Source organism: Burkholderia oklahomensis C6786, from assembly GCF_000959365.1.
In the GTDB taxonomy this organism is placed as follows: Bacteria; Pseudomonadota; Gammaproteobacteria; order Burkholderiales; family Burkholderiaceae; genus Burkholderia; species Burkholderia oklahomensis.
Map to the genome: position 1 here is coordinate 2,750,752 of NZ_CP009555.1, position 16,570 is coordinate 2,767,321.

17 protein-coding genes and 3 tRNA genes are annotated in these 16,570 nt (G+C 65.9%); 8 read left to right on the top strand and 12 right to left on the bottom strand.

Features of this window, described 5'->3' with window-relative positions; translation table 11 throughout:
- Window positions 1-166: 166 nt before the first annotated feature.
- From BG90_RS12405 to rph, 6 genes are all read right to left on the bottom strand, one after another.
- The gene (locus BG90_RS12405) at window positions 167-1,480 is read right to left on the bottom strand and encodes an MFS transporter (RefSeq protein WP_010116566.1); all 1,314 of its coding nucleotides are present in this window, start codon (window positions 1,478-1,480) and stop codon (window positions 167-169) included.
- Between the two features lie 335 nt (window positions 1,481-1,815).
- Complete coding sequence (locus BG90_RS12410) at window positions 1,816-2,313, bottom strand: energy transducer TonB family protein (protein ID WP_038800981.1); 498 nt, start codon at window positions 2,311-2,313, stop codon at window positions 1,816-1,818.
- Window positions 2,314-2,614: 301 nt separating this feature from the next.
- Window positions 2,615-2,702, bottom strand: a tRNA-Ser gene (locus tag BG90_RS12415).
- Window positions 2,703-2,801: 99 nt separating this feature from the next.
- Window positions 2,802-4,019, bottom strand: a complete 1,218-nt coding sequence (gene hemW, locus BG90_RS12420; RefSeq protein WP_010105648.1) for a radical SAM family heme chaperone HemW — start codon at window positions 4,017-4,019, stop codon at window positions 2,802-2,804.
- Window positions 4,016-4,642, bottom strand: a complete 627-nt coding sequence (rdgB, locus tag BG90_RS12425) for an RdgB/HAM1 family non-canonical purine NTP pyrophosphatase (protein WP_010116559.1) — start codon at window positions 4,640-4,642, stop codon at window positions 4,016-4,018. The genes hemW and rdgB overlap by 4 nt, the downstream gene beginning before the upstream one ends.
- Window position 4,643: 1 nt before the next feature.
- A complete protein-coding gene (rph, locus tag BG90_RS12430) occupies window positions 4,644-5,375 on the bottom strand; it encodes a ribonuclease PH (protein ID WP_010116558.1) in 732 nt (243 codons plus the stop codon).
- 173 nt (window positions 5,376-5,548) lie between these two features.
- On the opposite strand from rph, the gene BG90_RS12435 reads away from it, so the two are divergent.
- The 4 genes from BG90_RS12435 to BG90_RS12450 all read left to right on the top strand — a co-directional run bounded on the left by BG90_RS12435 (window position 5,549) and on the right by BG90_RS12450 (window position 9,859).
- Window positions 5,549-6,472 (top strand): YicC/YloC family endoribonuclease, encoded by a 924-nt coding sequence (locus BG90_RS12435; RefSeq protein WP_010105644.1) that lies wholly within the window; start codon window positions 5,549-5,551, stop codon window positions 6,470-6,472.
- A 6-nt stretch (window positions 6,473-6,478) separates the two neighbouring features.
- Window positions 6,479-7,162 carry a guanylate kinase gene (gene gmk / locus BG90_RS12440; protein WP_010116557.1) on the top strand — a complete coding sequence of 228 codons (684 nt, stop codon included), beginning with the start codon at window positions 6,479-6,481 and terminating at the stop codon, window positions 7,160-7,162.
- Window positions 7,163-7,222: 60 nt separating this feature from the next.
- Entirely contained in the window at window positions 7,223-7,426 is a 204-nt protein-coding gene (gene rpoZ / locus BG90_RS12445) for a DNA-directed RNA polymerase subunit omega (protein ID WP_006025620.1), read from the top strand.
- 66 nt (window positions 7,427-7,492) lie between these two features.
- On the top strand, window positions 7,493-9,859 hold the full coding sequence (locus tag BG90_RS12450; protein WP_010116556.1) for a RelA/SpoT family protein: 2,367 nt from the start codon (window positions 7,493-7,495) through the stop codon (window positions 9,857-9,859).
- A gap of 206 nt (window positions 9,860-10,065) precedes the next feature.
- On the opposite strand, the gene BG90_RS12455 is transcribed toward BG90_RS12450, so the two are convergent.
- Both BG90_RS12455 and BG90_RS12460 read right to left on the bottom strand, forming a co-directional pair.
- Window positions 10,066-10,142: transfer RNA gene (locus BG90_RS12455), tRNA-Arg, on the bottom strand.
- Window positions 10,143-10,202: 60 nt separating this feature from the next.
- Window positions 10,203-10,279: transfer RNA gene (locus BG90_RS12460), tRNA-Arg, on the bottom strand.
- Between the two features lie 115 nt (window positions 10,280-10,394).
- Between BG90_RS12460 and greB the strand changes: the two genes are divergently transcribed.
- Window positions 10,395-10,958, top strand: coding sequence for a transcription elongation factor GreB (gene greB, locus BG90_RS12465; protein WP_010105627.1), 564 nt, complete (start codon window positions 10,395-10,397; stop codon window positions 10,956-10,958).
- Between the two features lie 201 nt (window positions 10,959-11,159).
- On the opposite strand, the gene BG90_RS12470 is transcribed toward greB, so the two are convergent.
- Entirely contained in the window at window positions 11,160-12,299 is a 1,140-nt protein-coding gene (locus BG90_RS12470; RefSeq protein WP_010105625.1) for a porin, read from the bottom strand.
- Between the two features lie 513 nt (window positions 12,300-12,812).
- The gene (locus BG90_RS12475; RefSeq protein WP_010116555.1) at window positions 12,813-13,079 is read right to left on the bottom strand and encodes a hypothetical protein; all 267 of its coding nucleotides are present in this window, start codon (window positions 13,077-13,079) and stop codon (window positions 12,813-12,815) included.
- 401 nt (window positions 13,080-13,480) lie between these two features.
- Here BG90_RS12475 and BG90_RS12480 point away from each other — a divergent pair, with 401 nt between their 5' ends.
- Entirely contained in the window at window positions 13,481-13,684 is a 204-nt protein-coding gene (locus BG90_RS12480) for a cold-shock protein (protein ID WP_010105623.1), read from the top strand.
- Between the two features lie 147 nt (window positions 13,685-13,831).
- Entirely contained in the window at window positions 13,832-15,058 is a 1,227-nt protein-coding gene (locus BG90_RS12485) for an exonuclease domain-containing protein (protein WP_010116554.1), read from the top strand.
- Here the strand turns inward: BG90_RS12485 and BG90_RS12490 are convergent.
- A complete protein-coding gene (locus BG90_RS12490; RefSeq protein ID WP_010116552.1) occupies window positions 14,977-15,570 on the bottom strand; it encodes a chorismate mutase in 594 nt (197 codons plus the stop codon). The genes BG90_RS12485 and BG90_RS12490 overlap by 82 nt on opposite strands.
- Window positions 15,571-15,815: 245 nt before the next feature.
- The gene (locus BG90_RS36740; protein WP_010105617.1) at window positions 15,816-15,962 is read right to left on the bottom strand and encodes a hypothetical protein; all 147 of its coding nucleotides are present in this window, start codon (window positions 15,960-15,962) and stop codon (window positions 15,816-15,818) included.
- A 205-nt stretch (window positions 15,963-16,167) separates the two neighbouring features.
- Here BG90_RS36740 and BG90_RS12500 point away from each other — a divergent pair, with 205 nt between their 5' ends.
- Window positions 16,168-16,551, top strand: a complete 384-nt coding sequence (locus BG90_RS12500; protein ID WP_010116548.1) for a DUF2946 domain-containing protein — start codon at window positions 16,168-16,170, stop codon at window positions 16,549-16,551.
- Window positions 16,552-16,570: the final 19 nt, after the last annotated feature.

The window sequence follows — 16,570 nt, forward strand, 5'->3', positions numbered from 1 at the left end:
CTCCTGTCGGTTGATGCGGGAAGCGGCGCGCTCGCCGCCGCGCGGCAGGCGCCCGTTTACCGAGTATAGACAGGACAAGTCGCCACGAAAACGCGCGCGGCGGCCGCTATCCGGGGCGACTTGGGGGCTCGAGCCGGAGCGCAATGCCCGTCAGCCGCTTTCCCGTTCAGGCCAGCTTCGCGTCGCGCGTTTCGCGCATCGACAGCACGCCGACGAGACTGATCGCCGCCGCGACCGACACGTATCCGCCGACCCACGCGAGCCCGCCGCGCGCCGCGAGCAACTGCGCGATGTACGGCGCGATCGACGCACCGAGAATGCCCCCCAGGTTGTACGCGACGCCCGCGCCCGTGTAGCGCACGTTGGTCGGGAACAGCTCGGGCAGCAGCGCGCCCATCGGTGCGAACGTCACGCCCATCAGGAACAGCTCGATCGTCAGGAACAGCGCGACGAGCAGCGTCGAGCCGCTGCCGAGGAGGGGCGCCATCGTGAAGCCTGACAGCAGCGCGGCGACCGAGCCCGCGATCAGCACCGGCTTGCGGCCGAAACGGTCGGCGGCCGCGGCCGACAGCGGCGTCGCGAGCGCCATGAACAGCACGGCGAAGCACAGCAGGCCGAGGAAGCTCTGGCGCGAGAAATGCAGTGTCGACACGCCGTACGACAGCGAGAACACCGTCGAGATGTAGAAGAGCGTGTAGCAGACGACCATCGCGAGCGCGCCGAGCAGCGTCGGCCGCCAATGGTGCGAGACGAGCGTCGCGATCGGCACGCATACGCGCTCGTGCCGGTCGAGCGTGGCCTGGAACGCGGGCGTCTCGGCGATCTTCAGGCGCACGTACAGGCCGACCGCGACGAGCACCGCGCTGACGAGAAACGGAATGCGCCAGCCCCACGCGCGGAACTGCTCGTCGGACAGCGTGAGCGCGAGCGCGAAGAAGAGGCCGTTCGACGCGAGAAAGCCGATCGACGGGCCGAGCTGCGGGAACATCCCGAACCAGCCGCGCTTGCCGGCGGGCGCGTGCTCGGTCGCGAGGAGCGCGGCGCCGCCCCATTCGCCGCCGAGGCCGATGCCCTGGCCGAAACGCAATACGCAGAGCAGCACCGGCGCGAGCGCGCCGATCGCGTCGCAGCCGGGCACGAGGCCGATCGCCGTCGTCGAGACGCCCATCACGAGCAGCGAAGCGACGAGCGTCGATTTGCGGCCGATCCGGTCGCCGAAGTGGCCGAACAGGAACGAGCCGATCGGCCGTGCGATGAACGCGATGCCGAACGTGACGAATGCGGACAGCGCCTGCGCGGTCGCCGAGCCGTGCGGGAAGAACACGGGGCCGATCACGAGCGCGGCGGCCGTCGCGTACACGTAGAAGTCGTAGAACTCGATCGCCGTGCCGATGAAGCTCGCGAACACGATGCGCCGATGGCTCGTCGTGTCGGCAGCGCGCGGCGCGGCGGCGGAAGCGGAAAGACGGGTATCCGACATGCGGGTCTCCGGTTGTGGCGGCGCAACGTTCGGCCGAGCGCGTATCGCGCGCGATCGGCGGCTATTGCACCTTTGTTCGAATCGAGAGTGGGCGCGACGTGCGGCGGGCGACGCATGCCGGCGGTTCGCGCGCGGCCGTGCGAGCGCGCACGCCATGCCCACGCGAGCCGGCCGCGCATGACGCGGCCGCGTGTCGTCGATGCGTTGCGCGGCTGACCGGATAGGCGCGCCGCGCAAGCTGGCCTTGCGGCCGAATGCGGATGCGGGAAATTATAGCGGCGCTGCCGCGAGCCGTCGCCCGCCGCGTGCGGCGGCGTGGCGGTTCGCGTACGCGTTCAGTTGAGCGTCTGCGCCTGCGGCGCCGCTTTCGTGCGCAGTTGGAACTGGCCGTTGTCGTTGAAGAGCCAGCTTTCCATCAGTTCGACTTGGCCGCGCCCGTCGAGCATTTTCGTGGGGGGCGACGGCAACGGCGCGGCACGGCGCAGCGACGCGAGCGCGATCCCTTCCGCTTCGTCGTCGCCGTTGCTGCGATAGACGGCCGATTTCACGAGCTGCCCGTTGCGATCGACGGTGAATGCGACGACGACGAGCGAGCGCAGCATCGCTTGCGGCGTGCCGTGCAGGATGCGGTCCGAATTGCGATCGGCGATGCATTGCGCGACGGCCGCGCGATATTCGGTCGCGCTCATCGAGGGCACGCTCGGCACGACGATCGCGCCGTGCGGCGGCGGCAGCGTGATCGTGCATGCGGCGAGCGCGGCCACGCACGCGGACATGACGGCGCCGCGCAATGCGGCTCGGGTTCGGATGAAGTCGGAGTGCGTCGTCGCCATGATCGCCTCCCGGAGGAACGAAGAAGTGCCGATTTCATGATAGGTGCGCTCGGGCCGACGTGCATTGGGACAAACGATCGCCATGATCGGAAGAACCGGTTCGCCGCCCGAGGCGGCCGTTCTGTATCCGTTCGAGATGCGCGACGATGAGCGGTGTGGCGACGGCGATCGTTTCGGCGACGTCACGGAGACGGCGATGAGGCGCGCGTCGTTGCCGCTCGGGCGACTTCTTGCCCGCGCGCGCTCGCCTCAAACAAAAAATCCCGCCAGGCCGTATTCGGCGCGAGCGGGACGTCTGTTCTGGCGGAAGCGGTGAGATTCGAACTCACGGACGGTTGCCCGTCGCTGGTTTTCAAGACCAGTGCCTTAAACCGCTCGGCCACGCTTCCAAGGCCGTGCATTGTAACCGAAATGACGCGCGAATCGATCGCATTGCCGCGTTCGATTCGCGCCTCCGCGCGGCCGCTCGCTCGTCGGTTATCCGTCGATCATTCGTCGCGCAGGAAAAGCGCCTGCAGATCGTTGAGGAAGCGCTGGCCGAGCGGCGTCGGCGCGATGCGCGTGTGATCGTGCACGATGAGGCCGCGCCGCTCGGCTTCCGCGAGCGCGGGCCCGATCGCGGCGAGCGACATGCCGGTGCGCTCCGCGAAGCTGTGCGTGGGCACGCCTTCGACGAGCCGCAGCGCGTTCAGCATGAACTCGAACGGCAGATCGCGCGGCCCGACCTCGCGCTCCTCCTGCACGGCCGCGCCCGCTTTTGCCTGCTCGATGAACGTCGCAGGATGCTTGTAGCGCGCCTGGCGCAGGATCCGGTTCGGAAACGACAGCTTCGTGTGCGCGCCCGCGCCGATCCCGAGATAGTCGCCGAAGCGCCAGTAGTTCAGGTTGTGCTTGCATTGCCGATGCGGCTTCGCGTAAGCGGACACCTCGTAGCGCTCGTAGCCCGCCTGCGCGGTGCGCTCGTGCAGCCAGTCCTGCATGTCGGCCGACGCATCGTCGTCCGGCACGGCGGGCGGGAATTTCGCGAAGTACGTGTTCGGCTCGAGCGTCAGGTGATAGAGCGACAGATGCGGCGGCGCGAACGACAGTGCGGTCTCGAGATCCGTGCGGCATTCGTCGAGCGTCTGGTTCGGCAGCGCGAACATCAGGTCGAGATTGAAATTGTCGAACGTGCGTGCGGCGATCTCGACCGCGGCGCGCGCCTGCGCGGCGTCGTGGATCCGGCCGAGCGCCTTCAGATGCGATTCGTCGAAGCTCTGGATGCCGATCGACAGACGGTTCACGCCGCTCGCGCGGAATTGCGCGAACTTCGCCGCCTCGAACGTGCCGGGATTCGCTTCGAGCGTGATCTCGGCGTCCGCATCGAGCGGCAGGAGCGCGCGCACGTCGGACAGCAGCCGGTCGAGGCCCGCCGCCGACAGCAGGCTCGGCGTACCGCCGCCGATGAACACCGTATGCACCTGGCGCCCCCAGACGAGCGGCAGCGCCTGCTCGAGGTCGGCGCGCAGCGCGTCGAGATAGTCGTGCTCGGGCAGCGCGCCGCCGTCTTTCCATTCGTGCGAGTTGAAGTCGCAATACGGGCATTTGCGCACGCACCACGGGAAGTGCACGTACAGCGCGAGCGGCGGCAGCGACGCGAGCCGGATCTTCCCGGGCGCGGCGAACGTCGCGACGACGCGCGCGCCGTTGGCGGCGGCGTCGCTCATCGAATCTCTCCGAGCCGCGCGACGAGCGACTTCAGCGCGAGCGCGCGATGGCTCACCGCGTTCTTCGCGGCCGGATCGAGCTCGGCCGCCGTCGCGCCGAGCGCCGGCACGAGGAAGTGCGGATCGTAGCCGAAGCCGTGCGCGCCGCGCGGCGCGTCGACGATCTCGCCCGACCAGCGGCCTTCGGCGATGATCGGCTCCGGGTCGTCCGCATGGCGCACGAGCGCGAGCACGCAGCAGTAGTACGCGCGCCGGTCGGCGACGTCGCGCAATTGCTCGACGAGATACGCATTGTTCGCCGCGTCGCTCTTCTCGCGGCCGGCGCGCTGCGCGTAGCGCGCCGAATAGACGCCCGGCGCGCCGCGCAGCGCGGGCACGCACAGGCCCGAATCGTCGGCGACGGCGGGCAGGCCCGTCGCGCGCGACGCATGGCGCGCCTTCGCGAGCGCGTTCTCGACGAACGTCACGTGCGGCTCATCGGCTTCGGACACGCCGAGTTCGCCCTGCGGCACGACGTCGATGCCGGCCGTCGAGAAGAGGGCGGCGAACTCGCGCAGCTTGCCCGGATTGTTCGAGGCGAGGACGATGCGCGAGCGCGCGGCGTCGGTCGATGCGTGCGGCATCTCAGGCCTCCAGCGCCGCGCGCTGCACACGCACGAGCTCGCCGATGCCGGCTTGCGCGAGGTCGAGGAGCGCGTTCATCTCGGCGCGCGAGAACGGCACGCCTTCCGCGGTGCCCTGTACCTCGACGAACCCGCCCGAGCCCGTCATCACGACGTTCATGTCGGTGTCGCAAGCGGAGTCTTCGTCGTAGTCGAGATCGAGCACCGGCGCACCGCCGAACACGCCGACCGAGATCGCGGCGACGTAGTCGGTGATCGGCGAGCGCGGGATCTTGCCTGTCGAGACGAGCTTCGTCACCGCGTCGTGCGCGGCGACGAACGCGCCCGTGATGCTCGCCGTGCGCGTGCCGCCGTCGGCCTGGATCACGTCGCAGTCGAGGTGCAGCGTGCGCGGGCCGAGCGCGTCGAGATCGAATACCGCGCGCAGCGCGCGGCCGATCAGTCGCTGAATTTCCTGCGTGCGGCCCGTCTGCTTGCCGCGCGCCGCCTCGCGGTCGCTGCGCGTGTGCGTCGCGCGCGGCAGCATCCCGTATTCGGCGGTGAGCCAGCCCTGGCCGCGGTCGCGCAGGAACTCGGGCACGCGCTCGGCGACGCTCGCCGTGCAGATCACCTTCGTGTCGCCGAACTCGACGAGCACCGAGCCTTCGGCGTGCTTCGTGTAGCGGCGCGTGATACGCACGTCGCGCAGTTGGTTGGCGCGGCGACCGCTCGGGCGTGGGGAGGAATTCGTCATCGGGAGCAATATGCTGGAGGGGAAACCTGGATTTTACCGCGCGCACGGCGCGTCGGCCCGGCGGGTCCGGCCCGCAAAAATGGGATAATGCATGTTTCGCGCCCCGCGCCTCGTAAGCGCCGGGCGTCTCGAATCCTCCTGGCCCGGTGGGCCATCAAACGACGGGACGAACGATGATCTACAGCATGACGGGCTATGCGAGCGCGACGCGCGATCTCGCGACGGCTTCCGGCAACGGCGGCACGAGCGTATCGGTCGAATTGCGGACCGTGAATTCGCGGTTCCTGGACCTGAATTTCCGGATGCCGGACGACGTGCGCGCGTGCGAGCCGGCGCTGCGCGAGATGCTGATGAACAAGCTGTCGCGCGGCAAGGTCGACGTGCGCATCAACCTGCAGCGCGGCGACCAGAACGTGAACGCGGGCGCGCTGAACCACGCGGCGCTCAACCAGCTCGCCGAGCTCGAGCGCGCGGTGCTCGACGCGTTTCCGGGCGTCGGCCGCATGCGGGCGGGCGAGATCCTGCGCTGGCCGGGCGTGCTCGCCGAGAGCGGCGTGTCGGCCGACGCGCTGCGCGACGCGGTGCTCGCGTGCGGCAAGGAAGCGATCGGCGATCTCGTCGTCGTGCGCTCGCGCGAGGGCGCGCAGCTCGCGACGATGCTGCTCGCGAACGTCGCCGAGATGGAAGCGATCGTCGCGCGCATCGTGCCGCTCGTGCCGGAGCTGATCGCGAAGCATCAGCAGAAGATCGTCGAGAGGCTGCAGGAAGCGCTCGGCATCGCGGCGCCGGAAGGCAGCGCGCCCATCGCCTCGCGCGAGGAGGCGGCCGAGCGCATCCGTCAGGAAGTGACGATGTACGGCATCCGCATCGACATCGCCGAGGAGCTGTCGCGCCTCACCGCGCATCTGAACGAGACGCGCCACGTGATCGAGAAGGGCGGCCGCGTCGGCAAGCGTCTCGACTTCATGATGCAGGAGCTGAACCGCGAGGCGAACACGCTCGGCTCGAAGGCGGCGGCGAAGGAGCTCGCCGACGCGTCGATGGCGCTCAAGCTGCTGATCGAGCAGATGCGCGAGCAAGTGCAAAACCTGGAGTAACGCAACATGACCGATTCGAACCGCGACGGCGCGGCGGCGCACACGCTGCACGCCGGCGTCTATCCGGGCAATCTCTTCATGGTCGTCGCGCCGTCGGGCGCGGGCAAGTCGACGCTCGTCAACGCGCTCTTGTCGAAAGATTCGGAGATCTGCCTATCCATTTCGTACACGACGCGCAAGCCGCGTCCGGGCGAGCAGGACGGCGAGCATTATCACTTCACGACGGTCGAGGATTTCCGCGAGCGTCACGCGCGCCACGAGTTTCTCGAGAGCGCCGAAGTGCACGGCAACTACTACGGCACGTCGCGCGTCTGGATCGAAGAGCAGATGAAGAACGGCCACGACGTGCTGCTCGAAATCGACTGGCAGGGCGCGCAGCAGGTGAAGAAGCAGTTCCGCAACGCGGTCGGCATCTTCATCCTGCCGCCGTCGCTCGTCGCGCTCGAGGAGCGCCTGAAGAAGCGCGGGAAGGACGAGCCGAACGTGATCACGCGGCGCCTGCTCGCCGCGGGCGGCGAGATCGCGCATGCGGCGGAAGCGGAGTACGTCGTCATCAACGAGACCTTCGAGCATGCGCTCGCCGAGCTCGAATGCATCGTCGCCGCGACGCGCCTGCGCTTCACGTCGCAATATGCGCGGCATGCCGAACTTTTCGTCGAGCTCGGCATTCATTTGCCGCATGCCGAGTGACGGCGGCGAACGAAGCACATAAGGTAGAATAAGCAACATATTCAGAAGGAACGACCCAACATGGCTCGCATTACCGTTGAAGACTGCCTGAAGCAGATTCCGAACCGCTTCGAACTGGCGCTCGCCGCCACTTATCGCGCGCGGCAGCTCGCGCAAGGCCATACGCCGAAGATCGAAAGCCGCGACAAGCCGACGGTCGTCGCGCTGCGCGAGATCGCGGCCGGCCAGGTCGGTGTCGAAATGCTGAAGAAAGTGCCTGTTTAAGGCACACTCGGATTTCTTCAGCCATGTAGTCCCCGCGCAACCGACGTGCGAACCAAGGAGGCGAAAATGAGCACCACACCATCGTCCGCCTCCTCGGAGGCCGGCCACGCCGAGGCCACCGCACCGTCGCCCGCGCGTCAATACATCGACGCGGTCCTCGAACAGTCGTTTCGCCATCTGTTCGGGCCGACCGCGACGCCGGAACAGCCGCGCAAGCACGGCGTCGTCTCCATCGCGAAACTGACCGCCGCGCTTGCCGACTACCTCAGTCCCGAGGAAATCAAAGAGGTCAAGGCGGCGTTCCACTTCGGCGACGAAGCCCACCTCGGTCAATATCGCCAGAGCGGCGAACCCTACATCACCCATCCCGTCGCCGTCGCGGAAATCTGCGCCGGCTGGAAGCTCGACGCCCAGGCGATCATGGCGGCGCTTTTGCACGACGTGATGGAAGACCAGGGCGTGACGAAGAGCGAGCTCGCCGAGCGCTTCGGCCCGAAGGTCGCCGAGCTCGTCGACGGTCTGTCGAAGCTCGACAAGATGGAATTCAGGAGTCGCGAGGAAGCGCAAGCGGAGAACTTCCGCAAGATGCTGCTCGCGATGGCGCGCGACGTGCGCGTGATCCTCGTGAAGCTCGCCGACCGCCTGCACAACATGCGCACGCTGGGCGCGGTGCCGATGGAAAAGCGCCGCCGCGTCGCGCGCGAGACGCTCGACATCTATGCGCCGATCGCGCACCGCCTCGGCCTGAACAACACGTATCGCGAACTGCAGGACATGAGCTTCGCGAACTTCAATCCGAATCGCTACGCGACGCTCGAGAAGGCGGTGAAGGCCGCGCGCGGCAACCGCCGCGAAGTGATCGGCAAGATCCTCGAGTCGGTGCAGCGCGCGATGGCGGACGCGAAGATCGGCGCCGAGATCACCGGCCGCGAGAAGACGATCTACAGCATCTACAAGAAGATGCGCGACAAGCAGCTGTCGTTCTCGCAGGTGCTCGACGTATACGGTTTCCGGATCGTCGTCGAGCATCCGCTCGACTGCTACACGTGCATCGGCGTGCTGCACGCGCTCTATAAACCCGTGCCGGGCAAGTTCAAGGATTACATCGCGATCCCGAAGGTCAACGGCTATCAGTCGCTGCACACGACGCTCGTCGGCCCGTTCGGCGCGCCGATCGAGTTCCAGGTGCGCACGCGCAAGATGCATGAGATCGCGGAAGCCGGCGTCGCCGCGCACTGGCTCTACAAGAACGGCGGCGCGGATCTGAACGACGTGCAGAAGCGCGCGCACCAGTGGCTGAAGTCGCTGCTCGACATCCAGAGCGAGGCGGGCGATTCGAGCGAATTCCTCGAGCACGTGAAGATCGATCTGTTCCCGGATGCGGTCTACGTGTTTACGCCGAAGTCGAAGATCATGGCGCTGCCGCGCGGTGCCACCGCGCTCGACTTCGCATATTCGATCCACAGCGATCTCGGCAACCAGTGCGTCGCCGTGAAGATCAACAACGAGCTGCTGCCGCTGCGCACCGAGCTGAAGAGCGGCGACATCGTCGAGGTGATCACCGCGCCGTACTCGAAGCCGAATCCCGCGTGGCTCGGCTTCGTGCGCACCGGCAAGGCGCGCTCGGCGATCCGGCATTACCTGAAGACGATGCGCCTGAACGAATCGGTGCAGCTGGGCGAGCGGCTCGTCGACCAGAGCCTGAAGGGCTACGGGCTCGCGCTTGCCGACGTCACGCCCGAGGTGTGGGAAAAGCTCGTCCAGTGGACGGGCAACAAGAGCCGTCAGGAAATCTTCGCGGACATCGGCCTCGGCCGCCGCGTGGCCGCCGTGATGGCGAAGCGCATCGAAGTGCTGATGAGCGGGCGCGACGCCGACGACGATCTGCCGCGCGCCGAGCGTCACGCGAACCATGCGCCGCCCGTCGTCATCACCGGCACGGAAGGAATGTCGGTGCAACTGTCCGCGTGCTGCCGGCCGATTCCGGGCGACGACATCATGGGCTACATCGGCATCGGGCTCGGGATGGCGATCCATACGACCGCCTGCCGCGTCGCGCAGCGGATCCACCGGCGCGATCCGGGCCGCTGGATCGACGTCGCGTGGGCGCCTCAGCCGGGACGTCTGTTCGACGTCGCGGTGAAGGCGCTCGTGAAGAACACGAAGGGGATCTTCGCGCGCGTCGCGGCCGACATCACGTCGGCCGACGCGAACATCGTCCACATCGCGATGGACGAGGATCTGACGCACGAATCGACGGTGCTGCGCTTCGTGATTCAGGTGAGCGACCGCGTGCACCTCGCGAACGTGATGCGCCGCGTGCGCACGAATCCGGACGTGATGCGGATCATGCGCGAGCGTTCGAACGACGACGTCGTGCATGCACGGCACGACGGCGGGATGCGGATCGATCGCGAGCGGCAGGATTACTAGCGCGGACGGTGCCAGAGGGGCGGATGGCGCGGTGCAGCGCGTCGTCGACGGCGGTCTTTGGGCCGCCGTTTTCATTTCGAGCGCGAGGTGCGGGCAGGAGACGAGCGGGCACTATGTGCCGACCCCTGAGCGGGCGAGCGGCACGACTGCGCATCCGCGCGGGTACAAAAAACAAAGGGCCTTCCAGGAGGAAGGCCCTTCATAAATGGCGCGGCTGGCAGGATTCGAACCCACGACCCCTTGGTTCGTAGCCAAGTACTCTATCCAACTGAGCTACAGCCGCACGCAAAGCAGTACAACTTTGAACTGAAAGGGCCCTCTCGGGAGAAGGCCCTCGAAAAAATGGCGCGGCTGGCAGGATTCGAACCCACGACCCCTTGGTTCGTAGCCAAGTACTCTATCCAACTGAGCTACAGCCGCACGCAGAAGTGAGATTATAGCAAACAAATTTAAAAAGGGAAGCCTCTCGCGGCGATTTATCGGGTGAGGCTGTTCGTGTAACCTTACAGCATCCGATAGCCGTTGAAATTGCATCATGAACAAAGCATTTGTGAAGGAGTCGGACGGAGACGACGACGACCTCGAACACGCGCAGGCAGCCATCCCGCCTGGCGCGAAGAACTACATCACGCCGGCGGGCCACAAGCGCCTGCGCGACGAACTGCTGCACCTGATCGACGAAGCGCGCCCGGAAGTGGTGAAGCTCGTGTCGTGGGCGGCGTCGAACGGCGACCGCTCGGAGAATGGCGATTACATCTACGGCAAGCGGCGCCTGCGCGAAATCGACCGCCGCATCCGCTTTCTGACGAAGCGGCTCGATCTTGCCGAAGTCGTCGATGCGAGCCGCCAGGAGAACGCGGACCAGGTGTTCTTCGGCGCGACCGTCGATTACGCGACGCAGGATGGCACCGAGCATACGGTGACGATCGTCGGCGTCGACGAGGTCGATCTGGATCGCGGGCACGTGAGCTGGATCTCGCCCGTCGCGCGCGCGCTGCTGAAGGCGCGCGTCGGCGACACGGTCACGCTGCTGACGCCGGTCGGTCCGGAGCCGATCGACGTGCTCGACGTCCGCTATCCGGCGCCGGGCGCGGCATAGGTTGCAGTCGTGGGAGGGCGCTTCGTTTCTCGTGCGTCTGCGGCGAATAGGGATTGGCCGTTGCGCAGTGCGCAAGCGGGGGATGGCGGGTTGTGCCGACGGCGTGACCGCGGCTGCGTAGCGCGTCTGCTCTACGCGACAAAGCATAAAAAAGCGCCCCTTACGGGGCGCTTTTGATTGGCGCTGAACCGCGCTGTCCGATTAGAAGCGGTGACGCAGGCCAGCCGTGACGGCGACTTGCTTTTCGCTCGACGACGCACCGCCTACACCGTTGATGTACGCGCCGATGTCCGTGCCGTCCCGGTTGACCTTCTGATACACACCCTGCAGGTACACGTCGGTACGCTTCGACAGCGCGTAAGCCGTTTGCAGGTTGAATTGGTTCCAACCCGGGTGATGGTTTTCGATGAAGCCCGCGGTGTACGTGTACGAGCCCGAGACCGTCCAGGCCGGCGTAATCGCGTAGCGTCCGTTCACTTCGTAGTTGTTGAAGCGCAGGAACGTGCCGTCGAGCGCGATGCCGTTCGCGACGCCCGATGCGCCCGCGCCGATCGCCGTCGCGCGGTTGACGCGCGATTGCGTGAACACGAAGCCGGCCGTCGCCGGGCCGTACGTGTAGTTCAGGCCGCCGCCGAACACGCGCTGGCGCTTGCCGACGAACGTGTTGTCGAGTGCGACGGCGCCCGATGCGTTGGAGACCGCCGGACCGAAGTTGTTGTTCAGCTGCAGGTAGCCGGCGCCGATATTGAAGCCGGCGTAGCTGTACGACACGCCCGCGCTATACGCACGGTTGTTCGCGAACTGGTTGTTGTTCGAGAAACCGTACAACGCGCCGAACTTCAGGCCGGCCCAGTTCACGCTCGTGTACTTGACCGCGTTGTTGATCCGGAACGAATTGTTCAGGTTGTCGTTGTCGAACGGGTGGGCGAACTGCGTACCGCCGAATTGCGTGCCCGTCAGCGACAGCGGCCCGATGTAGTCGACGACGCTGTCGTATTGGCGGCCGAGCGTCAGCGCGCCGTATTGCTCGTGCGACAGGCCGACGAACGCCTGGCGGCCGAACTCGCGGCCATTCTGCTTCAGCGTGCCGTTATTGATGCCGAAGCCGTTTTCCAAGACGAAGATCGCCTTCAGGCCGCCACCGAGATCCTCGGCGCCGCGCAGGCCCCAGCGGCTGCCGTTGACCGAGCCGGTGGATTGCGACCACGCGCTGTGGCCGCCTTGGTTGTTCGTGTAGGTGATGCCGGCGTCGATCAGGCCGTACAGCGTCACGCTGCTTTGCGCGTGGGCGGCCGTCGCGAAGACGCCAGAGAGAGCGGCAACGATGAGGGTCTTTTTCATTGGGTTTATCTCCGTCCGAAACAGGGTGGATGACGATATCTGACCTGTTCTTCGATGTTCCCGGCCGCTGCTGCGAGAAACGGAGCCGGGGCATGTCCGGGCGTGTACCGACGCCCGCCATCAAGCTATCCGCAGTGTAAAAGAGCGTTGCCGTAAGTCGAGGAATCCAGTTTAAGAAATAATGTATTTGCGTTTCGGCAATAATTGGGATGGCGGCGGAAACCCTTGTGGGACAAGGCTTCGGGCCTCATCGGGGGAATATTTTTCCGCCCCCGAACCTTCGGCAGCGTTGCGCAACAGCGACAATGTGTGAGGAGGCGGCCGGATGTGCGTCGCGTAAGAATGTGATTATTGACGCTTCGGCAATAGAGGTTTGTGGGGAGTATGACTAATGAAAGGGAGTCAACTCGTTATACTGCAGCTTCTGCTTACCAAAGCAGACTTTTTCGTTGACGGAAAAGATCTCCAAACCTTTGTCGGCGCGACTTTCCGGTCGCGCTTTTTTTTGCCTGCCTATTGTTCGTACCAGCGCCTGCGGCGCTTGGGCGGCTGCGTGTCCGCTTGTTCTTCTCGCGCCGGCATGGCGGGTTGTGCCCAGTCTTCCATCACATAGTGACGCGCATCGAGCGGCGACGCGAGCAGGTTTTGCCAGTGATCGCCGTGCCAAGTCGAGTCGAATTCGCTGGCGAACGTCGCGGACGCCGCCGCTGCGCGGCCCGCCGAATTGCTGCGGCGCGCAATGCCGAGCCGGTGTGCGAAGCGCTTGATGGCGTTCAGCATGACAGTCTCCCGCGCCCTTAGAGGTGGCGATCAGCATTGCAAATGTTCCTGCGCGCCGCAACCCGGACAAATACCGAGCCGCGGCCGATTCGCTTGATCGCGGTAGATTTTTCTTTTGCGGAATTAAATGTCGAACTACCCCGGTAATAATGACAGGTGTTGTTGCGGTTAATAAATTTCTCGCTTCGAGTGTACCGATTCCAGTTGTATTCGTATCAAATCGCATAACAGGTCATCAAAAATTTTCTTGACTGAATTGGATTCTCCCATTTATAAAAGCACCACCAAGCTTGCAGTGCTTCCTGTACGTCGAATGAGGGGGTTGAGGAAGTGCCGAGGCTTTGTGTGACGGTATAAGGGCGTAGCCCGTGTTTATTTTTATTTAGTGGGGAACTAGGAATATGGATACCGGTATCGTGAAATGGTTTAACGATGCTAAGGGCTTCGGCTTTATTACGTCGGACAATGGCGGCGAGGATTTGTTTGCCCATTTCTCCGAAATCAAGATGGACGGCTTCAAGACCCTTAAAGAGAATCAGCGTGTGTCGTTCGAAGTGAAAACCGGTCCGAAAGGCAAGCAAGCCGCGAATATTCAGGCGCTTTGAACGCCTGAAACGCACCGAGGGCCGTGCAAACCCCCGCCTAGGCGGGGGTTTTGGTTTTTCGGGCGGGTAGAATAGGAACCGCCAGCGCCGCGGGCTGTCCCCCCGCGCCCATCCGACAAAACACGAAGCACCGTCTGCCCGCCATCCATGTCCGCCTCGCCGCTGCTCCACCCTGCGATCGACGCGCCGCTCGCGTTCGTCGATCTCGAAACCACCGGCGGCTCGGCCGTCGAGCATCGCATCACCGAAATCGGCGTCGTCGTCGTGAGCGCGGATCACGTGTCGACCTGGACGACGCTCGTCAATCCGCGGCAGGCAATCCCGCCCTTCATCCAGCAACTGACAGGCATCACGGACGACATGGTGCGCGGCGCGCCGACGTTCGCCGACGTCGCGTCCGCATTGTTCGAGCGACTCGACGGCAAGCTCTTCGTGGCGCACAACGCGAGCTTCGACCGCGGTTTTCTGCGCGCGGAATTCGAGCGGGCGGGTTTTGCGTTCAATCCGGACGTGCTCTGCACGGTGCGGCTGTCGCGCGTGCTCTTTCCGCGCGAGTCGCGTCACGGGCTCGACGCGCTGATCGCGCGCCACGCGCTCACGCCGTCGGCGCGCCACCGGGCGCTCGCCGATGCGGATCTCATCTGGCAGTTCTGGCAGAAATTGCACGACGCGATACCGGGCGAGCACCTGCGTGAGCAGATCGAGCGCACGACGCGCCGTTTCCGGCTCGCGGGCGAGTTGACGGAAGAGCACCTGGAGCGCGCGCCAGCCGGTTGCGGCGTCTATGCGCTGTTCGGCGACAACGATGTGCCGCTCTACGTGGGCCGCAGCGTCCGGGTCAGGCAGCGGCTGCGCGCGCTGCTGACGGGCGAGCGGCGCTCGTCGAAGGAAATGCGGCTGGCGCAACTGGTTCGGCGCGTCGAGTGGCGCGAGACAGGCGGCGAGCTCGGCGCGCTGCTGGCCGAGGCGGACTGGATTGCTTCGCTCGCGCCGTCATTCAACCGGCGGCCCGACCGCAGCGCGGCGCGCCCGGCCGGCGATGCGAACTGGCCGTTCGACGGGCCGGTTGCGTTCGAGGAGCGCGGCGCTTCGAGCGTCTTCCACGTGGTCGACCGATGGCGCTACGTCGGCGCCGCATCATCGATCGAGCAGGCCGCGGCGCTTGCGGCCGAAGCGAGCGAGGCGAGCGAACGCGGGGCGGACGCCGCGCCGGTGGTGCGCCGCATTCTGCAAACGCATCTTGCGCGCGGGCTGCAGCTGATTCCGCTTGCGGGCGCGGCGCGCGCCGACGCTCAGCCGACGGCGCTTGGGCCGCCCGCCGTGCAGACGTGCGACAGCGCGGTGCCGAGTGCGTCTTTCTGGCCGGAATCGTAGCGCGTCAGCGTTTTCCAATTCGCGACGCTGCGTGCGAGACGCGACGGACAATCCGGCGCGTCGCGCAGCGGCGCGACGCGAGCGAGCGCGGCGATCAGCGACTGGGTCAGCCGATCGAGCTGCGGCCGCGTGCTCGTCGCGAGATCGGGCGCGGGGCCTTCGGGACCGTGCGTCGCGCGCCACGTCGCAAAAAGCGCGTTCTGCACCTGCTTGCTCGCCGTGATTTGGTCGTCGAAAAAGGCACGAGCGTAGGCGGGATCCACGCCGTTCGCCGTCGCGCGCCGCTCGACGTCGGCAAGGAGCGCCGCCTCGCGCGGCGGATCCGAGATCGGCTTCTTGTTGATCCACTTCCAGTGGGCGACGGGCTCGGCGAGCGAGAGGCGCTGCGACGCGAGTGCGACGAGGTTCGTGAGCGCGGTGTCGTCGCCGTCGGCGGCGGCGATGCGAGGGGCGGTCAGCACGGCGAGGCCGAGCGCGGCGGCGGCCAGGCTTGCGCGAAGCGACAGTTTCATGGCGAAAAATGACAATGCCGGCCTGTGGGAGCCGGACGACGGGAAAAACAGAAGAATAAGCGAAGACGTTGCGCGGCGACGCGGCGCAAGCGGGAGATCAGCGGATGCAGCAACTCCGACCCGGCTGGCCGATGCGGCCCGGGTTCAGCGCGGCTTGCCGAGAAGAGGAAGCGATGGAGCGCACGGAAACGTTCGCGAACACGCGACGGTTCACCGGCCCGAACGCGCCGTCAGCGAATGCACGGTCACTTCGGCGTGCACAGCTTGTGCTGCTCGTCGAGGAACGCGCGCACATGCTCGGGCAGCTCGGCGAGAAACTCGACGGCCACGGGCTCGGGGTCCGGGCTCATCACTTTCTCGGGCGGCGGGATGCGGGTTGGCCTTTCGTCCATGATCTCTCTCCTTGGTCAAGTGATTATCGATCGCAAGCTTTGCTTTGTGCCAGCGTTCAATCGTTAGATTTTGTCTATGTTGCTTAAACGGCACATGCGTTTGCGTTGATTTGCAGCAATGCGCGATCCCGTACGGATGCGCATCCTACGCAGCGCAATCGCAAACGGCCTTGTTATACTGCGCGCCTCTTTTTATCGAGCTGCGATGAAACGTTCGACGCGATGGATGAGCCTCGTCTGGCTGGCGCTGGTACTCAACGTACTGTCGCCCGTCATCGGCTACGCGCGCGCGGCCGCGAACGCGTCCGACGCGCCGTTCGCGCTCGAATTGTGCAGCGCAGCGGGCGCGAGGCGCATCGTTGTCGATGGCGGGACACGCCAGGATGGCGGCTCGCTCGCGCACGTCGCGCATTGCGTCTACTGTCCCGGCTTCGCCGCCAACGTCGCGCTCGGCTCGAGCGCGCCCGCGTTGCCCGGCTTCGTCCGCGCATTCGTCCATGCGAGCCGCGTCGAGCGGCCCGCCGTCTTCTTCCGCCGCGGCGTGCGCATCGCGCAGCCGCGCGCCCCGCCTGAAACCGTACCGGTCTGATCCCAGCAGTTCGCTCGCG